The 19,626-nt window shown below is 38.2% G+C and carries 15 protein-coding genes; 14 read left to right on the top strand and 1 reads right to left on the bottom strand.

Annotated features, from left to right (window positions below; all coding sequences use genetic code 11):
- The first annotated feature begins 7 nt into the window (after window positions 1-7).
- A complete protein-coding gene (gene glmS, locus BM146_RS01575; RefSeq protein ID WP_074883358.1) occupies window positions 8-1,876 on the top strand; it encodes a glutamine--fructose-6-phosphate transaminase (isomerizing) in 1,869 nt (622 codons plus the stop codon).
- Window positions 1,877-1,979: 103 nt separating this feature from the next.
- On the opposite strand, the gene BM146_RS01580 is transcribed toward glmS, so the two are convergent.
- A complete protein-coding gene (locus tag BM146_RS01580; RefSeq protein WP_074883361.1) occupies window positions 1,980-2,552 on the bottom strand; it encodes a hypothetical protein in 573 nt (190 codons plus the stop codon).
- 119 nt (window positions 2,553-2,671) lie between these two features.
- Here BM146_RS01580 and BM146_RS01585 point away from each other — a divergent pair, with 119 nt between their 5' ends.
- The 13 genes from BM146_RS01585 to BM146_RS01645 all read left to right on the top strand — a co-directional run bounded on the left by BM146_RS01585 (window position 2,672) and on the right by BM146_RS01645 (window position 19,615).
- Entirely contained in the window at window positions 2,672-5,578 is a 2,907-nt protein-coding gene (locus tag BM146_RS01585) for an FtsK/SpoIIIE family DNA translocase (protein WP_074883364.1), read from the top strand.
- 23 nt (window positions 5,579-5,601) lie between these two features.
- Complete coding sequence (locus BM146_RS01590) at window positions 5,602-7,278, top strand: formate--tetrahydrofolate ligase (RefSeq protein ID WP_074883367.1); 1,677 nt, start codon at window positions 5,602-5,604, stop codon at window positions 7,276-7,278.
- Window positions 7,279-7,371: 93 nt separating this feature from the next.
- The gene (gene folD, locus BM146_RS01595) at window positions 7,372-8,235 is read left to right on the top strand and encodes a bifunctional methylenetetrahydrofolate dehydrogenase/methenyltetrahydrofolate cyclohydrolase FolD (RefSeq protein ID WP_074883370.1); all 864 of its coding nucleotides are present in this window, start codon (window positions 7,372-7,374) and stop codon (window positions 8,233-8,235) included.
- A 15-nt stretch (window positions 8,236-8,250) separates the two neighbouring features.
- On the top strand, window positions 8,251-9,693 hold the full coding sequence (locus tag BM146_RS01600; protein WP_074883372.1) for a chitobiase/beta-hexosaminidase C-terminal domain-containing protein: 1,443 nt from the start codon (window positions 8,251-8,253) through the stop codon (window positions 9,691-9,693).
- 98 nt (window positions 9,694-9,791) lie between these two features.
- The gene (locus tag BM146_RS01605) at window positions 9,792-10,667 is read left to right on the top strand and encodes a sulfide/dihydroorotate dehydrogenase-like FAD/NAD-binding protein (protein WP_074883375.1); all 876 of its coding nucleotides are present in this window, start codon (window positions 9,792-9,794) and stop codon (window positions 10,665-10,667) included.
- Between the two features lie 121 nt (window positions 10,668-10,788).
- On the top strand, window positions 10,789-12,177 hold the full coding sequence (gene gltA, locus BM146_RS01610) for an NADPH-dependent glutamate synthase (protein WP_074883378.1): 1,389 nt from the start codon (window positions 10,789-10,791) through the stop codon (window positions 12,175-12,177).
- 256 nt (window positions 12,178-12,433) lie between these two features.
- The gene (locus BM146_RS01615) at window positions 12,434-13,474 is read left to right on the top strand and encodes an MORN repeat-containing protein (protein ID WP_074883381.1); all 1,041 of its coding nucleotides are present in this window, start codon (window positions 12,434-12,436) and stop codon (window positions 13,472-13,474) included.
- 4 nt (window positions 13,475-13,478) lie between these two features.
- Window positions 13,479-13,961, top strand: a complete 483-nt coding sequence (gene rlmH / locus BM146_RS01620; RefSeq protein ID WP_074883848.1) for a 23S rRNA (pseudouridine(1915)-N(3))-methyltransferase RlmH — start codon at window positions 13,479-13,481, stop codon at window positions 13,959-13,961.
- A gap of 27 nt (window positions 13,962-13,988) precedes the next feature.
- Window positions 13,989-15,023 (top strand): PhoH family protein, encoded by a 1,035-nt coding sequence (locus tag BM146_RS01625; protein ID WP_074883384.1) that lies wholly within the window; start codon window positions 13,989-13,991, stop codon window positions 15,021-15,023.
- A 95-nt stretch (window positions 15,024-15,118) separates the two neighbouring features.
- Window positions 15,119-16,237 carry a hypothetical protein gene (locus tag BM146_RS01630; RefSeq protein ID WP_177201562.1) on the top strand — a complete coding sequence of 373 codons (1,119 nt, stop codon included), beginning with the start codon at window positions 15,119-15,121 and terminating at the stop codon, window positions 16,235-16,237.
- On the top strand, window positions 16,218-16,721 hold the full coding sequence (gene ybeY, locus BM146_RS01635; protein WP_074883390.1) for an rRNA maturation RNase YbeY: 504 nt from the start codon (window positions 16,218-16,220) through the stop codon (window positions 16,719-16,721). The genes BM146_RS01630 and ybeY overlap by 20 nt, the downstream gene beginning before the upstream one ends.
- A gap of 18 nt (window positions 16,722-16,739) precedes the next feature.
- Window positions 16,740-18,380, top strand: a complete 1,641-nt coding sequence (locus BM146_RS01640; RefSeq protein WP_074883393.1) for an MATE family efflux transporter — start codon at window positions 16,740-16,742, stop codon at window positions 18,378-18,380.
- A gap of 2 nt (window positions 18,381-18,382) precedes the next feature.
- The gene (locus BM146_RS01645) at window positions 18,383-19,615 is read left to right on the top strand and encodes an aminoacetone oxidase family FAD-binding enzyme (protein ID WP_074883397.1); all 1,233 of its coding nucleotides are present in this window, start codon (window positions 18,383-18,385) and stop codon (window positions 19,613-19,615) included.
- The last annotated feature ends 11 nt before the right edge of the window (window positions 19,616-19,626 follow it).

Genomic DNA, 19,626 nt, shown 5'->3' on the forward strand with positions numbered 1-19,626 from the left:
AAAAAGTATGTGCGGAATAGTAGGATTTATCGGAAAGCATCAGGCAGCACCTATATTGCTTGAAGGCCTTTCAAAACTGGAATATAGAGGTTATGACTCAGCAGGAATCGCTGTTCGTGATGGGAATAATAAAGCAGAGGTTGTTAAGGCGGTAGGAAGACTTAAAAACCTCGAAGAGAAGACTGATAATGGAATGAGCGTTATTGGATGTTGCGGTATCGGACACACAAGATGGGCAACTCACGGTGGCCCTTCCCAGATAAATGCGCATCCTCATGTATCAGGCAATTGCACCGGATCTGCTTCCGGAACTGTAGAATCTGAGGTTGTAGGTGTTCATAATGGTATTATCGAAAACTATCAGGAGTTAAAAGAAAAGCTCCTAAAGAATGGTTATGAGTTTTATAGTGACACAGATACTGAGGTTGCTATTAAGTTGGTTGATTATTACTACAAGAAGTATAAAGTTGGACCTATTGATGCTCTTGCAAAAACTATGGTAAGAGTTCGTGGTTCATATGCGTTGGAAGTAATGTTTGCTGATTATCCTGATGAGATTTATGTTGCCAGAAAAGACAGCCCAATGATCATCGGAATTGCAGGCGATGAGACATTTGTTGCATCAGATGTTCCTGCTATCCTTAATCACACAAAGAATGTTTATTATATTGGCAACAATGAGATGGCAAGACTCCTTCCGGGGAAGGCAGAGTTTTATGACCTTAATGGCGATCTTATTGAAAAAGAGCTTGTTGAGATCAAGTTTTCAGCTGAGGCTGCTGAAAGGGGCGGCTTTGAGCACTTTATGATGAAGGAGATCCATGAGCAGCCAACAGCTATAAAGAATACAATCAATTCACTTGTTACTAATGGCAAAGTTGATCTTTCCAAGTTTGAAATGGATGAAGAGACAATTAAATCCATTTCAGCAATTACAATTGTTGCCTGCGGAAGTGCATGGCATGTTGGAATGGCAGCTCAGTATGTAATAGAAGATATTGCGGGCATACCGGTAAGAGTTGAGCTTGCATCCGAATTTAGATACAGAGGACCGCTTCTTTCTGAAAATCATCTTGTTATTGTTGTTTCACAGTCCGGTGAGACAGCAGATACTTTAGCGGCTCTTCGTGAGGCTAAGGAAAGAGGAGTTAAGACCCTTGCTATTGTCAATGTTGTAGGATCTTCAATTGCAAGAGAAGCTGATTATGTAATTTATACTGTAGCAGGCCCTGAAATTTCAGTTGCTACCACTAAGGCTTATAGTTGTCAGCTTGTTGTTACATATCTGCTTGCACTTGAATTTGCAGCTGTACGTGGAAAAATCGAAAAGGATTTATATGATAAATACATGGCAGAAATTTCAAGAATTCCTGAATGTATTCAGAAAATCCTCGATGACAAGGAAAGACTTCAGTGGTTTGCGGCTAAGATTGCTAACTCAAAAGATATCTTCTTTATCGGAAGAGGTATCGATTATGCAATCGGCCTTGAGGGCAGCCTTAAGATGAAGGAGATTTCCTACATTCATTCAGAGGCTTACGCTGCAGGTGAGCTTAAGCATGGTACTATCAGTCTTATTGAGAATGGCACTTTGGTAATTGGTCTTCTTTGTCAGGATAATCTTTATGAAAAGACTATTTCTAACATGGTAGAGTGTAAGAGTAGAGGCGCTTATCTCATGGGACTTGCACCATATGGAAGATATGAGATTGAAGATACGGCAGATTTCGTTACTTATGTTCCTAAGATGGATAAACATTTTGTTGGATCACTTGAAGTTGTTCCACTTCAGCTTTTAGGCTATTATGTATCAGTTGCAAGAGGACTTGATGTTGATAAGCCAAGAAACCTTGCTAAATCAGTTACAGTAGAATAAGAATGGTGAAAACAGGAATTGATTTTTTTTTAATCACTTCCTGTTTTTATATATAAACCAAAAATAAAAAGCTGCCGGATTTAACCTGACAGCTTTTGTATTATTAATCGATGTTCTCGTGATATTTATCATATATCTCTGTGAGATAAGTCTTTACAATCTGGATGTTTGCCATTTTGCGGAGTCCTGCATTTCCCATCATGACAGATATTTCATCTGCAAGAAGAAGCATGTTGTAAATAGCAAGTTTAAATTCGTCTCTTGTAAGCTCATCGACATTGATGTTCATAAGAGTTGAACCAAGCTTCATGGTGATGTTTTCATCAGCGATTCCTGTAGACATTTTATGGGATTCCGGATCAAAGCTAACATAAAGAATAAGATTTTCTTTTTCATGTCTTTTTAGTGTTTCAGGAGTCTGATGTGATGTCTCCATCCATTCATACAGATCAGCCTCATCAGGGTTCATTAGATATTTTGTAAGTTCTTCTTTGTGCTTTTCAACATACTGCATATATTTGCTGGCATTAGGACCTGTATAAGCAAGTTCGACCTTAACACCGTTATCTGTTTTAACTAGTCTGCACTTTGTTGCAACTTCTTTGATCTTTAAAGTTGTATCAGTGTTGCTGACAATTTTAAATGTGCCAGTTTCAACTTCCTGTCTAAATTCCATTTTTTTCTCCTATTCATATTGAATGCGTTTCAAATGCATATTAAATCAGTTGTTAGTATAGCATAAACCTCCTAAAAATGATATACTATTAAGAGTTTTGTACGGAATAAGGGGATCATATGACACAGTCTGGTAAGGGGAGAAAACAGTCTAGAAAAACAACTACAAGAAGTTCATCAAAGGCACGAAGTGCTCGTGCACCAAAGAGGCAGGAAGAAGAATTTGATTATTCTCTTAAAAGTGAACTGATTGTAATCATTGTTATTGCTCTGACTATTTTCCTTTTTTTATGTAATTTTGGAATATGTGGAGATTTCGGTAATGCTGTAAGTTCCATTCTTTTTGGACTATTTGGCATTACTGCTTTTATTGCGCCTTTGGTTATGCTTGGCGCAGTTGCTATTGGAATAGCTAATTTTGGATCAAATGCTTCAGTCAGGAAAATTGTATCCGGCATTGTTATATTCTTTGTGATTGGAATAATTGCAGATCTGATTACAGGAAGACCACAATCATTAACTAAATACGATATTGCTTATATTTATAGTCAGTCCAGCGCAGCGAGAAATGGTGGTGGATTTTTTGCCGGTTCGCTTGCTTACATTATTTTTAAGTATCTTTCATTTGCAGGAACAGCTCTGCTTTTACTTGTGATAGGAATAGCCAGTGTGGTTGTGTTTACGGAGCAGTCCTTTGTTGGAGGCTTGAAAAAGGGCGGGAGAAAAATAATTGAACGCACCAGGGAGGATGCTGCAAATTATAGGGATTATGCTGAACGCCGAAGAGAAAAGATGGAGCAAAGACGTGCTGAAATAGAAGAGGAGAGACGTCTTGCCATAGAACAGAAAGAGGATGAAAAGATTCTCAGAATGGAAAAGAATGTCCGAGGAGTTATGCTTGAAACGGATCTTAAGGATGAACAGGACGAGGAAGTGAGCCGTCCTGAGATTCACGTTCATGATGAGAATGATTCTGCTGCAAAAAATATATTTATTCCTGATGAAGAGGATTTTCATGATGATATTCATGAAATCGTTCTTAATAAAAATGATGTCAGAACTGAGGTTGAGCCGGATGGCCAGCGTGTGTTCGTAACAGACCCTGTTATCCACGGAATGGGATTTGAGGATGAAACTCCTGATACTTATGAGGAGCCAGATGACAGAGAGATTTATGAAGAACCGGCTGACAGAGAGAGCTATGTAGAGCCAGCTTCAGAGCACACAATTATTCAGCTTCCTCCTGTGGAGGAAGAGCCTGAATGTGAGCCGGCATATGAACCTGAAAAACCTGCATCACATGGAAAGCTTGTAGCAGCATCTGCCGAGACTGTTGAAGAGGAGGACATTTTACCAGATGTTCCTATTCATTCTGAGAATATTGGTAATGGCATGAACGGAGAGTATTCAATCCATGCGCAGGATCACATATCCATGAGTAAAAATGCTTCTACAAAAATAGATTCATCATCATCATCTTCTTCTCATGCGGTAATAAATGCTTCAGGGCCTGTTACTACAAGTCCAGGGATGGAAAAAGAAATTGAGGCTCATAAAAAAGCCATTCCAAAGAAATATGTATTTCCACCGGTATCTCTTTTGGAGAAGGGAACAAAAAACAAGAATGCGGATACTGCAAGACAGCTTAAAGAAACAGCTGTTAAATTGCAGGAGACACTAAAGACATTCGGTGTAAACGTTACTGTCACAGACATAAGCCAGGGGCCTGCTGTTACAAGGTTTGAACTTCAGCCTGAGGCTGGCGTTCGTGTCAATAAGATTGTCGGACTTGCTGATGATATCAAGATGAATCTTGCAGCCAGGGACATTCGTATAGAAGCACCTATACCAGGAAAAGCTGCAGTAGGAATTGAAGTGCCAAACAAGGAAAATCAGGCTGTTGCTTTCAGAGATATCATAGAATCCAATGAATATAAAGAATTCTCTTCAAAACTAGCGTTTGCAGTTGGTAAGGATATTGCAGGAAAGGCAGTTGTTACTGATATTGCCAAGATGCCACACCTTCTTATAGCGGGTGCAACGGGTTCAGGTAAATCTGTTTGTATCAATACGATCATCATGAGTCTTATTTATAAAGCAAAACCAGAAGAAGTTCAGATGATCATGATAGATCCTAAAATCGTTGAACTTAGTGTGTATAATGGTATTCCACATCTTATGATACCGGTTGTCACAGACCCTAAGAAGGCTGCTGCTGCTTTGAACTGGGCTGTTGCGGAGATGACAAACAGATATAAAAAGTTTGCGGATTCCGGAGTAAGGGATCTAAAGGGGTATAACAAAGTAGCAGAGAGTTGCACAGATGGCAGTATGTCTGTGCTTCCTCAGATTGTTGTTATTGTAGATGAGCTTGCAGATCTTATGATGGTATCAGCTAATGAAGTTGAGGATGCTATCTGCAGACTTACTCAGCTGGCAAGAGCTGCAGGTATTCATCTTATTATTGCGACTCAGAGACCTTCAGTTGATGTCATTACCGGTCTTATTAAGGCCAATATGCCAAGCCGAGTTGCTTTTGCTGTTTCAAGTGGTGTTGATTCCAGAACCATCCTTGATATTAATGGCGCTGAAAAGCTTCTTGGTAAGGGTGATATGTTGTTCTATCCTCAGGGATATACAAAACCTGCCAGAGTGCAGGGAGCATTTGTATCTGATAAAGAGGTACAGGCTGTTACTGATTTCCTTCGAAATCAAGGAATTGAAACTGGATATGGAGAAGAGATTGAGATGCAGATCAACAGCATCCAGAGTCAGGGTGGCTCATTAAATGGGGCATCAGGTGATCCTTTCTCCGATAGAGATGAGTACTTCGCTGCGGCAGGCGAGATCATTATAGAAAAAGAAAAGGCATCAATAGGAATGCTACAGAGAGTGTTCAAGATTGGCTTTAATAGGGCGGCAAGGATCATGGATCAGCTCTGTGATGCCGGAGTTGTTGGTGACGAAGAAGGAACCAAGCCAAGGAAAGTACTTATGACAAAGGAACAGTTTGAAGAAATACTTTGAAAGAGCTAGGAGGAGAGTTATTAATGGCTGTAAAAAGTGATATCGAAATCGCTCAGGAAGCAAAAATGCTTCATATTAGGGAAGTGGCTGAGAAATTAGGCATTTCAGAGGATGACCTTGAATACTATGGCAAGTATAAGGCTAAGTTGTCTGAGGATTATATAAAGAGAGTTAAGACAAATAAAAAAGGAAAACTTATTCTTGTAACTGCTATTAATCCTACTCCTGCAGGAGAGGGCAAGACAACCACAAGTGTTGGTCTTGGTGACGCCTTAAGCAGATTAGGATACAAAACAGTAATAGCACTCAGAGAGCCTTCACTTGGACCGTGTTTTGGAATTAAGGGCGGTGCAGCCGGCGGCGGATATGCACAGGTTGTTCCAATGGAGGATTTAAATCTGCACTTTACCGGTGATTTCCATGCTATCACTTCTGCCAATAACCTTCTGGCAGCTCTTTTGGATAATCACATTCAGCAGGGCAATGAACTTGGAATCGATACAAGACAGATAATATGGAAAAGGGCTGAGGATATGAATGACAGAGCTCTTAGAAATATTGTTGTAGGTCTTGGTGCTAAGGCCGATGGTGTTCCAAGAGAGGATCACTTTGTTATCACGGTAGCATCTGAGATCATGGCAATTTTATGTCTTGCAAGCGATATGGATGACCTGAAAAAGAGATTATCCAGGATAATAGTTGCATATAATTATAATGGAGAGCCTGTTACTGCAGGTGATCTTAAGGCTGTTGGCTCTATGGCAGCTCTTTTAAAGGATGCTATTAAGCCTAATCTCGTTCAGACACTTGAACATACACCTGTAATTGTTCATGGTGGACCATTTGCCAATATTGCACATGGATGTAACTCAGTAAGGGCTACGGAGACGGCTCTTGGAATTTCTGACATTACCGTTACTGAAGCAGGTTTTGGTGCAGATCTTGGTGCTGAGAAATTCCTTGATATAAAGTGCCGAATTTCAGGCCTTAAACCTGATGCTGTCGTGCTTGTAGCCACTGTCAGAGCTCTTAAGTATAATGGTGGTATACCTAAGGCTGAACTTGGAGCTGAGAATCTTGATGCTCTAAAAAAGGGAATAGTAAACCTGGAAAAACATATTGAGAATATTCAGCAGTATGGAGTTCCTGTTGTTGTAACACTTAATTCATTTATCACGGATACTGATGCTGAGACTGAGTTTGTTAAGAAGTTCTGTGAGGAGAGAGGATGCAAATTTGCTCTTTCCGAAGTTTGGGCAAAAGGTGGCGAAGGTGGCGAGGCCCTTGCGAAAGAAGTTTTGGATACAATCAACACAAAGCCTTCAAACTACGCTCCAATATATGCTGATGATCTCTCGCTTAAAGAGAAAATTGAGACTATTGCAACCAGGATTTATGGTGCTGATGGTGTGAATTTCACCCCTGCGGCATCAAGACAGCTGTCTAAGATTGAGGATATGGGCTTTAAAAATCTTCCGGTCTGCATGGCTAAGACACAGTACTCACTGTCTGATGATCCGTCACTTTTAGGAAGACCGTCAAATTATAAAATTACTGTCAGAGAAGCATATGTTTCTGCAGGAGCCGGTTTTGTTGTAGCACTTACAGGTTCAATCGTTACTATGCCCGGACTCCCTAAGCATCCGGCAGCTTTTGATATTGATGTTGACGCAGATGGAAGAATAACGGGATTGTTCTAAAGTGGATACCCGATGAGGCTTTTTCAAATCTGGTAGGAACTTTGTCCTGGCTAAGGCGTGTGAGAGCAGGACTTCATATTTAGGGAGGATTATATGGCGGCACAGATTATTGATGGTAAGCTTATTTCGAGCCAAATCAAAGATGAATTAAAAGAAAAGACAGCTCTTTTAAAAGAGAAAGGTATAGAGGTAACTCTTGCAGTAATATTAGTAGGAGATGATCCTGCATCTGAGGTATACGTAAGAAATAAGAAAAAGGCATGTGAATACATTGGATTTAGATCTTTATCTTATGAACTTCCTGCTGAGACTACCCAGGAGGAATTATTAAAACTGATTGATGAGTTAAATGACAGGAAAGATGTAGACGGAATACTTGTTCAGATGCCTCTTCCGGCGCATATTGACGAGAAAACTGTCATTAACGCAATTTCACCTTCCAAAGATGTTGATGGTTTTCATCCTATGAACGTTGGCGCACTTTGTATAGGTGAGAAGGGTTTTGTCTCTTGCACCCCGGCAGGAGTTATACAGCTTTTAAAAAGAGGTTGCGGCGGTAAAATAGATATAGCCGGCAAAGAGTGCGTTATTGTTGGAAGATCAAATATTGTCGGTAAACCAATGTCTCTTTTGATGTTAAGGGAAAATGCAACTGTTACTGTTGCACATTCAAGGACTAAAAACCTTGAAGAAGTTTGCAAAAGAGCTGATATACTTGTTGCTGCAGTAGGTAAAGCCGGCATGATCACAAAAAATCATGTTAAAGAGGGCGCTGTTGTAATAGATGTTGGCATTAATCGTAATGAAGATGGCAAGCTTTGCGGAGATGTAAAATTTGATGAAGTTTCTGAAATAGCTTCTGCTATCACTCCTGTACCTGGTGGTGTAGGGCCAATGACAATAGCAATGCTTATGAATAACTGTTATGAAGCTGCGTTGATGCATATGGAATCATAATAAGGAAGAGAGCCTATGATCTGTCCTAATTGTGGCAAAGAAATCCCGGAAGGGCATATGTACTGTGATGATTGCGGCACAGAAATTAACTTTGTCCCTGAATTTGAGCCGGAAGTAGAAAACAAAATAAAGGAAAGCCTTACAGGCCTTGCGAATGAACTGACCAAGGATGAAAAGAAATGGATCGATAGAAAGAGGAAGGTAGAAGCATTTCTTTTATCTTTGTGGAAGAAAAAAGGTATAATTCTTGCTTGTATTTTGGGCATAATTCTGGTGGTGTGTCTTTTTGTTACTTTTGCGGGATTTAACAGCAAATCTCCGAAATATTATTTAAGACTTGCAGGTAATTCTAAAGATTCAGGTAAAATGGATGAGGCAATAGAATATCTGATTGAGGGAAATAATTTATTTCCGGAAGACTCTGATATAATTTTCAGATTATCTGACTATTACCTTGAAGTTGGAAAAAATACCGAGGCAGTCGATGCATTGAAGCTTATAACACATAATTCTTCTTTTTCTGATGATAAAGTTCTTTCTGCGTATGAGGGTATTATATCTATTTACAGGCAGGAGGGAGCATATCAGGAAATTACAGTTCTTTTGACAGAAGATGACACTGATATAACAAGATCTCTCAAAGCAAAATATATTCCATCACCACCTGAAATGGTTCCTTCAGCAGGAACTTATGAGGGAGCAGTGAATGTTGAAGCCTCAGGAGATGCTGATTGCAGGATTTACTATACTGTAAATGGTGATAGTCCCGACAGTAGTAGTATCTTATATGAGAATGCTATTGTGCTGGATGAAGATGGTGAGTACAACATAAAGGGTGTTAGTGTAAATAAATACGGTCTTTATAGTGAAACAGTTGAGCAGAATTATATAGTTGAGCAGGGAGCGCCTGCTGCACCTGAGATCATGGAACCCAGTGGTGAATATAATCAGAATACTATGATAGTAGCGGTAGCAGAGGCCGGTAGTACGATTTTTTATACTATAGATGGTTCAGATCCGACTGTGGAATCCAAGCAATACATTTCACCTATAACTATGCCTGTTGGCTCTTCTGTTTTTAAGTTCATTGCTTTCAATCAGAATGGGGATTGCAGTGAGATAGTAGAAAGAAATTATCATCTTATTTATACAAGGCTTGTTTCTACAGAGCAGGCAGTTAACAGTATTGTTAATACTCTTGTCAGACTTGATATTCTGTTGGATACTTCTGGAAAAGTCAGAGGGCAGGAAGGCCATAATGAATATATTTATAACTCTGTCATTGAAATACAGGGAGCAGGCGAATATTATGTTGTTATGGAAAACCATGTTTCAAATGATGGAACAGTGACTCCGACCGGGTTATTATATGCTGTTAATACTCATGATGGCACTGTTAACAGACTTGGGTATGATTCCAGTGGTAAGTATACACTTATTACAATTTCGAATAGATAGACAGTTTAACACTTTACCAATTTAAATTACTGATTGAAAATTTTTTTGAATTAATTTATTATTGTGCAATGTAAATAATTATTTGTAGGAGGAAGACTATGTTCAAAATTTTAGAGGCAAATGAGCTTACTACAAACATCTATCAAATGATTGTTGAGGCTCCACGTGTAGCTAGTGCGTGTTTACCCGGCCAGTTCCTGATTATTCGTGTTGATGAGGAAGGTGAGAGAATTCCTCTTACTATTTGCGATTACAACAGAGAGAAAGGAACGGTTGAAATTGTAGCACAGGCTATTGGAGCTGAAACTTTTAAGCTTTCAAAGCTGAAGGCGGGTGATGAACTTGCAGATGTAGTTGGACCACTTGGAAAACCTTCTGATCTCTGTGAGTTGAGCGTAGATGAGCTTAAGAAAAAGAAAATAGTGTTTATAGCAGGTGGTGTTGGTACAGCACCTGTTTACCCTCAGGCAAAGTATCTCAAGGAGCATGGTGTTGATTGTGACGTTATCATCGGTGCAAAGACTAAAGATCTGGTTATCCTTGAAGACAGATTTAAAGAAGTTTGTAACCTTCACATCACAACTGATGATGGTTCTTATGGCAGAAGCGGAATGGTTACAAAGGCTTTACAGGATCTTTGGGATGAGGGCAATAGATATGATCACTGCGTAGCTATCGGACCTATGATCATGATGAAATTTGTTTGCAAATTAACTCAGGAACTTGGAATTCCTACAGTAGTAAGTATGAATCCTATTATGGTGGATGGAACCGGAATGTGTGGAGCATGTCGCCTTACAGTTGATGGAAAGGTTCAGTTTGCGTGTGTTGATGGCCCTGAATTTGATGGACATAAGGTTGATTTTGACCAGGCTATGAATCGTATGAAATTGTATAAGACTGAAGAGGGCAGATTATTCCTTAAGGCACAGGAAGGTGATACACACCACGGCGGATGCGGTAACTGCCAATGATATATTGATGAAGAGAAACATTTATGATTGCTTGAAGGCATATAAATGTTACCTTTAGGACAAAGAAACGAAGTTCGGAGTAGGTCGTATATCATTTAAATAAAAAATAAGGAGATCAACTATGGATGGATTTGTAAGAGTTCCTGTTAGAGAGCAGGATGCAAAAGTGCGTGCTACTAATTTTGAGGAAGTATGCCTTGGATATAATAAAGAAGAAGCTGAAAAAGAAGCACAAAGATGTTTGAATTGTAAGAATCCTCAATGTGTTCAGGGGTGTCCTGTTTCTATCGACATACCTGCATTTATTTCACAGGTTAAAACAGGCGATGTCGAAGGCGCTTATCAGACTATCAGTAAATCAAGTGCTTTACCTGCAGTGTGCGGACGAGTTTGTCCTCAGGAAAGTCAGTGTGAGGGAAAATGTATCAGGGGAATTAAGGGTGATGCAGTTTCAATCGGTAAGCTTGAGAGATATGTTGCTGATACAGCAAGGGAGCTTGGCATCAAGCCTGAGGGAGCAAAGGAGAAGAAGGGTAAGAAAGTAGCCGTAATTGGTTCAGGTCCTTCAGGTCTTACATGCGCCGGAGATCTTGCAAAGATGGGCTATGATGTTACAATTTTCGAAGCCCTTCATGAAGCAGGCGGTGTTTTGGTATATGGTATTCCTGAGTTCCGTCTTCCCAAAACAGCAGTTGTTAAAAAGGAAATTGAGAACGTTAAGTCTTTAGGCGTTAAGCTTGAAACTGACGTTGTTATTGGTAAATCAGTAACTATAGATGAACTTATGGAAAAGGAAGGCTTTGAGGCAGTATTCATTGGCTCAGGAGCTGGTCTTCCAAGATTTATGAACATTCCCGGAGAGCAGGCTATGGGTGTATTCTCTGCGAATGAGTTCCTTACAAGAAGCAATCTTATGAAAGCTTTTGATGAAAATTCAAGAACTCCTATCATGAGACCTAAAAAATGCGTAGTTGTAGGCGGTGGAAATGTAGCTATGGATGCTGCGAGAACAGCACTTCGTCTTGGCGCTGAGGTACATGTTGTATATCGTCGTGGTGAAGAAGAACTTCCTGCAAGAAAAGAGGAAGTAGGGCATGCAAAAGAAGAAGGTATCATTTTTGATCTTCTTACAAATCCTGTTGAGATACATGCTGATGAAAATGGCTGGGTAACAGGAATAACATGTATAAGAATGGAACTTGGAGAACCTGATGAGTCAGGAAGAAGAAGTCCGGTTGAAATTCCGGGTTCTGAGTTTGATATTGAGTGCGATGCTGTTATCATGTCGCTTGGAACATCTCCTAATCCTTTGATTTCATCAACAACTGAAGGACTTGAGATTAATCGTAAAAAGTGCATTGTTGCACAGGAAGATAATGGACAGACTTCTAAACCGGGTGTATTTGCAGGCGGTGATGCAGTAACCGGTGCTGCAACAGTTATTCTTGCCATGGGGGCAGGTAAAGCAGCGGCAAAGGGTATTGATGAATATCTGTCATCAAAACAGTGAATTAAATAGAATTTTAGTTACTGTTCAGACAGAAATGCGCACTAAGCTGCGCATTTCGTGAGAACTTGATACGGGAGTGAGCGCATTCCATCGACGAAGTCGATTTGGAATGAATGCGCGAAGTGGTTACTGGAGCGAGCTGTATGCGAGTGAACAGTAACGAATTTTATCTATAAAATCTTCCCAGGCCTTTAATAGGTTTGGGAAGATTTGTTTTTTATGCTATAATTAGTAAGATTGCGGATTGGAGAATAATATGGATAAGAATGAAAAAATAAAAGTTGCTATCACATCTGGAATAGTTGCTGCAATATTACTTATTTTAGTACTTTTTTTAGCTCTATCAGGAAAAAAAGAAAATGATGAAAAGCTTCTTGATAAGAATATTAGTGAATATGCTTCTCTTGAAAGCTCTTTGAATCAAAATGGAGATTCCGGAATACTGATTTCTTCTGAAAGTGCTGATAGTGGTGCATCTCAAAATGCTGAGGATAATGCTGGAACAGCCGGAAGCAGTGAAGACTCAGATATGCAGGCAAATAGTATAGAAAGTGTAAATGATATTTCCGGAAATAGTTTGTATTCAACTAAGGCGGCAGTCCTTAAGAATATCTATAAGGGACTTGCTATTGATACTAATGCCCAGCTCAAGGAAATGTATACCTATTGGTCAGATAACAATACAGAAGCTGTAAGAGATCTGGCTCATCTTGAAAGATTTGAAGCTATGTCTTATAAACTGTCAGGTACTCAGGATTTCTATTATTATGGAGATCTTGATTCTACAGGATTACCGGAAGGTACAGGCCTTGCTGTATATGGAGATGATCAATATTATTTCGGTGAATGGAAAGTGGGAAAGAGAAACGGAAATGGTACATGGATAAATTTCTATCCTGATTATAGCAACTATGTTGTTACTGAGCATATGTATACAGGAGCATGGTCAGATGACCTTCCAACAGGGGAGGGACAGGAGCATTATGACTACGATTTTACCAAGATGAATGGCGATGATATATATGTTCAGAATGCTATTGGAAGTTTCGAAAACAGTTACTACAATGGCAAAATGTATATTATTACCATTGACAAGGATCAAAATACAGAAGAATGGTTTGGTACTTGCCAGGGCGGAACATGGCAACAGGTTGTCAACACACATTTAGATAAGGACGGCAAGATTCCTGTTCTTCAAAATAAAAATGATGAGAAGGACTTTGTTTCTATGACAGAGGAAGGAACAAAGGACAATAGGGTTTCAGGAATTATAATAGGTGGAAAAAAGGCTAATTGAAGATTTGAGTAAGATAACGATTATTTGTGTAGGAAGAATAAAAGAAAAATACTGGAATGATGCAATTGCTGAGTATTCCAAGAGATTATCCAGATACTGTAAGCTTAGTATTATTGAAGTTGCTGATGAGAAGACACCTGACAATGCGCCACCTGCAATAGAGGAACAGATAAAAGATAAAGAGGCAAAGCGTATTATCAAGAATATTGATTCATCAGCTTTTGTATGTGCACTTGCCATTAATGGTAGAAAATTTACTTCAGAGAGCTTTTCTGAATTTATAGATAATCAGGGTATCAAGGGTATAAATCACATACAATTTATTATTGGTGGATCATTGGGACTTCATAAAAGTGTCCTTGATTTAGCAAATGAATATATTAGTTTTTCAGATATGACTTTTCCGCATCAGATGATGAGAGTAATTCTGCTTGAACAGATTTACAGAGGATATAAGATCATAAGTGGCGAGCCATATCATAAATAAAGAATAATAATTGGGGAATAGTTTTATATGAGTGAAATTACAGAACTTAGATTATCACTTTCTGCAGATGACGAGAGAGGGATTTTTGGGGAGAATGACAGTTATATAAGGAAAATTGAAGATAGTTTTCATGTTGAGATAATTGATAGAAACGGTGAACTTCATATCATTGGTGATAAAGAAGGGGCCGGGAAAGCAGCAAGCATTATAAGGGAACTTGTTCAGCTCTATAGAAGAGGCGGCGGAATTGAGGAACAGTCAATAAATTATGCTATCACTCTAAAAGAAGAGAAGAACATATCTAAGCCATTAAATAGTGAGAATGTACTTGTAGACATCGATAAAGATGTAATTTGTCACACTATATCAGGTAAACCAATTAAACCAAAGACTATAGGTCAGAAAAAATATATTGATGCAATCAGAAATAAAATGATCGTGTTTGGTCTTGGACCTGCAGGAACCGGAAAAACATATCTTGCAATGGCCATGGCAATTACTGCATTCCAGAGAGAAGAGGTAAGCCGGATAATTCTTACAAGGCCTGCAATAGAAGCCGGAGAAAAACTTGGCTTTTTGCCAGGTGATCTTCAGAGTAAGGTTGACCCGTATTTAAGACCTTTATATGATGCTCTGTATCAGATAATGGGAACAGAGAATTTTATTAAGAATATGGAAAAAGGTCTTATCGAAGTTGCACCTCTTGCTTATATGAGAGGAAGAACTTTGGATAATGCATTTATTATCCTTGATGAAGCCCAAAATACAACTCCAGCTCAGATGAAGATGTTTTTGACAAGAATTGGATTTGGATCAAAGGTTATCATCACAGGTGATGCCAGTCAAAAAGATCTTTCACCTGATGTTAAATCCGGACTTGATGTGGCACAGAGCGTACTTAAGGGAATTGATGATATTGAGTTCTGTACACTTACAAGCAATGATGTTGTCAGACATCCTCTCGTGCAGAAGATCGTTAAAGCTTATGAGGACTATGAGAAAAAATCAGCAAACAAGCAGAAAACCAAATCTATTAGAAAACTGGAGAAATCGCATAAGTGATGGAAAAGAAAACAATTTCTTTCAAAAAAACTGAGTTCATATATGCTGGTTTATTTTTACTGACCGGGGCAATAGTATGTTTATTTTCATTTTTTATGGGTAAGAGTTATGAAGCAATTTTAAGAAACGTAATTGTTTCCCTAATTATGTCAGGAACGATTATTTTTATGCTTCTTGACGCGGCAACCAGGGGAAAAAACGGCTTTTCATATGATAATTTTGATAAAAAGAGTCGTTTTATAGTTGTGTACATAATGGCACTTGTTCTTTCATGTGCTTTAGCTCTTGTTCCTAATCAGTTTTGGCCATATATGTCTTTTTTTGTTATATTGGCTCTTTTTTCTAATAATGAGATAGGGATGATATCAGGGACCTTTTTTGTTACATTGACAGTTATGCTTGAGGAAAATGGAAATTACGCTGAACTCTTTATGTATGTGATTGCAGGTGCTGTTGCGATTGCTGTGTTTAGAGATTTAAATGAGAATACAAAAATAGCATTTCCTACTTTTATCTCATTGACGATGCAGGCGGTTTTGCTTGTTGCATTTAATGTCTTGTTTTTGAACAGGACTTTTGGTATTAAGGTTCTTTTTTTACCAATTCTTAATCTGATGTTGAATCTTTTGATACTTCTTATTTTTCTTAATATGTTTGGAGTTTATGTTATAAGAAAATCCAATGATATGTATATGGAGATCAATGATTCTGAGTTTTCACTTCTCCAGGAATTAAAAGAGAAAAATCCTGAAGAGTATTATAGGGCTATTCATACTGCCTATCTTTCTGAAAGGATAGCGTTGGGGCTGGGTTTTAATTCAAGAGCAGTTAAGACATGTTCCTATTATCACAGAATAGGGATTATTGATGGAAAAATGGATTATGACGATGTTTCCCATTACTACACAGAGAATAGATTTCCTCTTGAGGCGATAGAGTATTTACATGAGTATATGGTTCCTTCAAAAGCTTCAGTAAAATCAAGGGAAACTTTGACGGTTCAGTTATCTGAAACAGTCATAGCTACGATAATGATGCTAATAAAAAAAGATCCCAATGTGGATATTGATTATGATCATTTGATTGATGGAATTATAGATAAAATGATAGAAACTGGTGAGCTTAATTCTTATGATGTAACCTTTAGGGAATTAAATGAAATGAGAAAAATCCTAAAGAAGGAGAAATTGTACTATGGTTTTTTACTTAGATAATGAAGTAGATGCGAAATTTGATTTTGATATAGAAGAAGTTGCAAAGCTTGTTGCTTGTAAGGTTCTTGAAACTGAAGGCTGCAGGGATGATGTCGAAATAAGTCTGATAATAACTGATGATGAAGGAATCAGACAGATGAATAATGAATTCAGGGAAATTGACAGAGCTACAGATGTTCTTTCTTTTCCTAATGTTAGTTATGAAGAACCGGGTGATTTTTCAGTTATGGATGGAGAACAGAAGGTTGACCTTCTTAACCCTGATTCCGGAAATATAATGTTTGGGGACATTGTTGTTAATGAGAACAGGGTGAGAGAGCAGGCTAAAGAATATGGTCATAGTGAAAAAAGAGAGTTTGCTTTTTTGATAGCTCACAGTATGCTTCATTTATGTGGTTATGATCATATGGAAGAGAATGAGGCAGCTATAATGGAAAAAAAGCAGAGAGAAATTTTAGAGGCACTAGGGATTACCAGAGGCTGATATTTTGGGAGCAGAAGTATGAAGCAGTATTTTGAGGAAAAAAGAATCAGACCGGATGTTATAACAGCATTGTTTTTCTTTTCCGTCTTATTGATGATGACTTATGAAATCATCACAATTAGAATCTATGGTGACAAGGGATCCGGCTTCGTAGCAGGACCAATGGCAATTTTTTATATGTTATATCTGGCATTTGTAATTGCAGTACAAAAATCTGTATGGATAATGGTCAGACTTCGCGCCAGAAGATCACAGTATTTAAATGCAGAAACTAATATGGTCAGGTCTTTTAGGATATTTGTGGTTTGTGGTGTTCTATCATTTGCAGTACTTTTTGTTAGTAGCTATTATTGTTCAGAGTATCTGTTTGGATCTAAAAGATCATTATTTCAGTGTATTATTGTTGCTGTTTGCGCTTTGTTTATGTCAATTCAAGGCGTCCTTAGAGGCTATCTTCAAGGACTTGGCTACACTAAGCCTATAGTTATTTCAGATGTGCTTATTGCTGTGTGTGCTCTTGTATCAGGAACGATAATATCGGCAGTTCTTTATAATTATGGCCTCAAAGTGAATAATCTTTTTCATGTAAATGAGCTTAGCAGTGTTTACGGATCGACCGGAATGATGATAGGAATACTGATAGGTATCATTGTAGGTTTCATACAGATAGTTGTAAGTTTTTCTTTAAGGAAGAATGAGATAAAAGAAATTGTTAAACAGGGCGCTCCAAGGTACCTTGATAATAAGAATGATGTTCTTATTACCATAAGGTCTATCATACTTTTGTATATTACACCTGCTCTTGTTATCCTGTTTGATATCGTTTTTTATGTAATTCATCAAAAACATATTGGATCGGAAAGCGACTATGTTTTAAATTACGGTGTTTATGCAGGACGAGTTTTAAACCTTATTTCTATATTTGTTATAATATGTATTATTCCGTTCATAAAGATGTGGAACATGATTATGGCTCGAATAGAAAGAGATGAGGTTACTGGTGCCAAAGATAGATTAAAAGCTTTATCGCATAGCTTTTTTGCATTATCTGTTCCAATTATGATTTTTATATTTGTTATGGCCAAAACAATTGAAGTTGCTGTGTTTGGTAAAAATAATGATCTGTCAAATTATCTCATAGAGATGGGAAGCTTACTTGTTGTTTTTGCACCAATTGCTGTTTTCTTTTCATGGCTGTTAAATCATATCGGGAAGGTGATCCTGTCCCTTGTTTCCATTATGCTGTCATGGATACTTCATGTTGTAATGATGGTTGCCCTTGTTGTTATTGCTGAGATGGGGGCATATGGCGTATTGATATCACTTATACTTTCGTTTGTTCTTTATGATCTTGTTTGTTATTTTATCCTAAGTAAGATGTTAAGATACAGGCAGGAAATTATCAGAACCCTTGGAGTGCCTCTATTGTGTTCAGCACTTTCAGGGCTACTGGCATTTATTATCAATGTAATTTTTCTTAACTTAATAGGCGATATCCTTACTTTGGTTATAGCATTTATTCTATATTCAGTTCTGTATATTGTACTGATGATCATATTCAGAGGTCTTACTGCCAAAGAAATAAGCAGATTACCATTTGGAAGTATATTCATGATTCTTGCCGGTAATATTGGAGTTCAGAAGAATTTTGAGGATTAAAATTGGATAGAAAAATAATTGTAGCCGGTGGCGGTGCGGCAGGTATGTGTGCTGCAATCTATGCTGCCAGAAATGGTGCATCAGTTACCATAATAGAAAAGAATAGTCAGCTTGGAAAAAAGTTATCGATGACTGGAAATGGCAGATGTAACATTTCAAATCTCAATATGAACGAGAAAATGTATAATCCTGCCGCTGAAAAGAGGATGAAGCAGTGGCTTTCTGTCTATGGCGTTTTGGATGTTATAAGCTTTTTCAAATCTCTTGGAATAGTTATTAAGAGTGAAGATGGTTATTTATATCCTATATCAGGACAGGCACAGACGGTAGTTTCAGCCTTTGAAAACGAGATCAAAAGACTTGGAATCAGTGTTATATATGGTGAGCAGCTTAAAGCTGTTGACGTTATACAAGAGAGTGAAAACAAAAGATATCGTGTTTTGACGAATAATAATACCTACGAAGCTGACAGAGTTATTATTGCCACAGGTTCTTTATCTGGTCCTAAAACGACGATGTCTACCGGTGACGGTTACTATATCTGTAAAAAGCTTGGCCTGACAATAAAAGACACTTACCCGGCACTTGTTGGTTTTAAAGCTGCAGCTGGCGAAATAATGCCAGATGGTGGTGTTAGAAGCCTTGCGGAGATTTCATTTTTTCTTGGAAATGAAGTTGTTGCAAAAGAATATGGTGAACTTCAGATAACAAAAGATGGAATTTCTGGTATTCCCGTGATGCAGGCAAGTTCCAAGGTAGTAAGGCTTTTGAATGAAAAAAAGCCTGTAACAGTTTCTATTAACTTTTTCCCTGATTATGATGAGGATGATTATATATCTCTAGAAAAAGAAATGCTAAGACTGCGTGATGACAGGTCACTTTCAGATTTCCTGACAGGTTTTCACAACGGTTATATTACAGATATGATTATTAGGAAAATGAAAATGGGAAGATCCATGAAAATGAAAAATATTTCTGAAAGCATGGTTTTGAGTATACTTGATAGTTATAGATACTATAAGATAAAGTTGGATTCCGACTATGGCTATTTGCAATCACAGGTAACATCCGGTGGTGTAAGTCTTGGTGATGTCAGGGATGATTTGACAACTAATAACCATGATGGAATATTTGTCGTTGGTGAGCTTTTGGATGTGGACGGAAGATGTGGCGGCTACAACCTGCAGTGGGCATTTACTTCGGGCAGCATAGCAGGAACAGTGGCTTCCTTGTGATTTGGTGAGCT

The sequence above is a fragment of the Butyrivibrio proteoclasticus genome, assembly GCF_900115735.1.
Classification (GTDB): Bacteria; Bacillota; Clostridia; order Lachnospirales; family Lachnospiraceae; genus Butyrivibrio; species Butyrivibrio proteoclasticus_B.